Below are 3,703 nucleotides of genomic sequence, written 5' to 3' on the forward strand. Positions count from 1 at the left end.
GCCAGGGCGGCGGCCGCGGCCAGCGCGGCATCGAGCGCGTTGCCGCCCGCGGCGACGGCCGCCCGGCCGGCCTCGACGGCCGCCGGATGCGGTGCGGCCAGCGCGACGATCGGCTCCACCCCCCGACGGTACCGGCACTCGGCCGCACGGTCATCTATGCGCCACGGGCCGCGGCTGCGAAGATGACCATCTTCGCGGTGCACCTCGGTCGAAGGAGAGCGGATGACACTCGAGCGCCGGGCACTGGTCGTACGCGGAGGCTGGGACGGCCACGAGCCGGTCGAGGCCACCGACCTGTTCATCCCGCACCTGCGCGAGCACGGGTTCGCCGTACAGGTGGCCGACTCGCCGGCGCCGTACGCCGACCCCGAACTCATGGGCGGCGTCGACCTGGTCGTGCAGTGCGTGACCATGTCGACGATCGCGCCCGAGGAGATCGCCGGGCTGACGGCCGCGGTCGAGTCCGGCACCGGCCTGGCCGGCTGGCACGGGGGGATCGTCGACTCCTACCGCGCCAGCGCCGACTACCTGCAACTCGTCGGCGGGCAGTTCGTCGCGCACGCCGCGCGCGGCGGACCCGACGAGCGAACGGACGACCAGTCCGACAACTACGTCGCGCATCGCATAACGATGACGCCGGCGGCCGCGGATCATCCGATCACCGAGGGGATCGCCGACTTCGACCTCGACACCGAGCAGTACTGGGTACTCACGGACGACTACAGCGACGTCCTGGCCACGACGACCACCGCGGTGCGCCCGTGGGCGGCCTGGCACCGGCCGGTCACCGCGCCGGCCGTCTGGACCCGCCGGTGGGGCCGGGGCCGGGTCTTCGTCGCGACGCCCGGACACAAGGTCGAGGTGTTGCGCGAGCCGAACGTCCGCACGATCGTCGAGAGGGGCCTGCTGTGGGCGGCACGTTGAGGATCGGCGTCGTGGGCGCCGGCAAGATCAGCGGCCAGTACGGCGCGACGATCTCCCGCCTCGCCGAGCTGACGGTGACCACGGTGGCGGACCTGGATCCGGAGCGCGCCCGCCTGCTGGCCGATCAGCATCCCGGCGCCCGGGTGGTCGACCTGCCGGGGCTGCTCGCGGCCGACGACGTCGACGTCGTCCTGAACCTCACGACGCCGGCCGGGCACGCGGCCGTGGCGCTCGCGGCGATCTCCACCGGCAAGCACGTCTACGGGGAGAAGCCACTCGCCACGGCCAGCGCCGACGGGCGGGCGATCGCCGCCGCGGCCGTCGCCGCGGGGGTGCGCGCCGCGTGCGCGCCCGACACCGTCCTGGGTACGGGCGTGCAGACGGCCCGGAAGACCCTCGAGGACGGCGCGATCGGCACGCCGCTGGCCGCGACGGCCTTCATGACCGTGCCGGGCCACGAGCGCTGGCACCCGGACCCGGAGTTCTACTACCAGCGCGGCGGCGGGCCGCTGCTGGACATGGGGCCCTACTACCTGACCGCGCTGGTGCACCTGCTCGGGCCGGTGCGCCGGGTGGCGGGCATGTCGTCGCGGCCGCGCAACGAGCGGACCATCGCCGACGGCCCGCGCGCCGGCACGTCGTTCCCGGTCGACGTGGACAGCCACGTGACGGGCCTGCTGGAGCACGAGAGCGGCGCGCTGACCACCATGATCATGAGTTTCGACATCTGGGCGACCCGCCTGCCGTTCATCGAGGTCTACGGCTCGGCGGGTTCGCTGTCCGTGCCGGACCCCAACCGCTTCGCCGGCGACGTGCGGCTGCATCCGGCCGCCGCGCAGAGCTGGACCACCCTGGCGCCCAGCGCGGGCTACGCCGGCGCGGGCCGCGGCGTCGGGCTGCTCGATCTCCACCACGCCCTGGCCGAGGAGCGCCCGCACCGCACCGGCGTGGACGTGGCGCTGCACGTCCTCGACGTCATGGAGTCGATGCAGGCGAGCGCGCGCACCGGCACCTCGGTCGCGGTGACCACGACCTGCCACCGGCCGGACCGCATCGCCGACGTCGTCGAGCTGCCCTGAGCGGATCACGAACCCGGCGTCATGGCGGCGAGGAGCGCGTCGACCTCCGCGGTGGCGAACCCGACCCGGGCGTCCCCGGTGCCGTACGGCATCCAGAGCACCCCGGCGTGCACCAGCGCACCGCAGGTGTAGATGACGTTGGGCACGTAGCCCTCGCGTTCGATGCCGGCGGGCTTGAGCAGCGGGTGCGCGAGTTCGGCGAGGACACGCTCGGGGTGGTGCAGGTCGAGCAGGATCGCGCTGATCACGTAGCGGCGCATCGTGCCGACGCCGTGGGTGAGCACCAGCCACCCGGCGGGAGTCTCGATGGGGGAGCCGCAGTTGCCGGTCTGGGTCAGCTCCCAGCCGCGGTGCGGGCCGTGCAGCGGCACCGGCGGGCCCCAGCGGGCGTCGTCGCCGAGGACCGTGAGGCCGATGGTCTCGCCGTCCGTGCGGCACAGCGCGAGCCGCCGGCCGGCGACCGGGCGGGGGAACAGCGCGACGCCCTTGTTGCGCGCGCCGGGTCCGCGCATCGGCGCGATCTGGAACTGAAGAAAATCCGGCGTGCACAGCGTCCGGGTGGCGATGTCCCGCCCGTCGTACGCGGTGTAGGTGGCCTGGTAGACCGGCACCCCGTCGTCGCCGACGAACCGTACGAAGCGGGCGTCCTCCATGCCGCGGCTCTCCATCGGGGTGCTCGGCCAGAGCACCCGCTGGTGCAGCGCGGTGTTCGCGGGGAAGGCGGTGGCGTAGCCGGCGGCGTTCAGCCGGCGCAGCTGCTCGATGGTAGGCAGGGCGATCTCGAGGCTCTGCAGGCCGCCCGGCAGGCCCCCGATGACGGTCTCGAAGGTGGCGTCGTCGAAGGCCTCGGGCAGCGAGCCGAGCAGGGCAGCCGACACCTCGTTGTCCCAGCCCTCGTCGGCCATGCCCGCCGCGAGCAGGTCGCGCCGGTGCCGGGCGTCCCCGCGCTCCCCGGCGATCAGCGGCCCGGCCCGCTCGGTGACCGCCAGTTCGGTGCCCGGGCCCACGACGGCCGTGACGAAGCCGATCGACGACAGGTGTCCCTCGCCGATCTGGCGGACGCTGACGGCCACCCGCAACTGCCCGGCGGAGACCCCGGACTGGTCGGGGTGGGCGACGACGGACGGGTTGCACAGGGCGGCGGCCTCGACGGCGTACTCGTGGGTGAAATAGGCGCCGATCAGCAGCCGCCGGCGCGGCGACAGCTCGTCGGCGCGGTCCGCGCGGTGCCGGACCAGCTCGAAGTGGTGCATGAACGTGCCCCGCAGGTCGCGATGGCGCCCGGCGAACTCCGCGATCGTCTCGTTGAGCAGCCGGTCCACCTCGTCGCCGTCCAGGTCGGCGATGCGGTCGATGAGGGCGTGCGCGCGGGTGCGTACCAGGTCGGCGTCCTCGCCGGGCACGAACAGTTTGACGATCACCCGCCCCGTATCGGGGGTCAACGTCAGGTTCTGCCGCACCGCGAGCGGGGCAGCCGGATGCTGGGAACCGGGACTGGGCGCCATGGGACTGCCTTCCGATCGCGATCGCGGTCACGGCCCGGCCCGGTGTTGCTGCGGCAGGCGTGTCTACCGTACCCACGGGGCCGCCGTCCGGCCGGACTTTCAGTCGTCAGCGCCGGCCGGGACGGAGCCGGTCGCCGCGCGGCACCGGGCGCCGAGGTCGCGCAGCCGCGGGCTGTCGCGCTGGGTGTGCTGCAG

Annotated in this window: 3 protein-coding genes; 2 read left to right on the forward strand and 1 reads right to left on the reverse strand. The window is 74.0% G+C overall.

The features are described from left to right. Positions 1 to 222 precede the first annotated feature (222 nt). Both AB0F10_RS44665 and AB0F10_RS44670 read left to right on the forward strand, forming a co-directional pair. Positions 223 to 924 carry a ThuA domain-containing protein gene (locus tag AB0F10_RS44665; protein ID WP_360640547.1) on the forward strand — a complete coding sequence of 234 codons (702 nt, stop codon included), beginning with the start codon at positions 223 to 225 and terminating at the stop codon, positions 922 to 924. Then, positions 909 to 2,003, forward strand: coding sequence for a Gfo/Idh/MocA family oxidoreductase (locus AB0F10_RS44670; RefSeq protein ID WP_360640550.1), 1,095 nt, complete (start codon positions 909 to 911; stop codon positions 2,001 to 2,003). The genes AB0F10_RS44665 and AB0F10_RS44670 overlap by 16 nt, the downstream gene beginning before the upstream one ends. A 5-nt stretch (positions 2,004 to 2,008) precedes the next feature. On the opposite strand, the gene AB0F10_RS44675 is transcribed toward AB0F10_RS44670, so the two are convergent. After that, positions 2,009 to 3,424, reverse strand: coding sequence for a glycosylase (locus AB0F10_RS44675; RefSeq protein WP_360640553.1), 1,416 nt, complete (start codon positions 3,422 to 3,424; stop codon positions 2,009 to 2,011). Between the last annotated feature and the right edge of the window lie 279 nt (positions 3,425 to 3,703).

The organism is Actinoplanes sp. NPDC026623 (genome assembly GCF_040638275.1).
GTDB lineage: Bacteria > Actinomycetota > Actinomycetes > Mycobacteriales > Micromonosporaceae > Actinoplanes.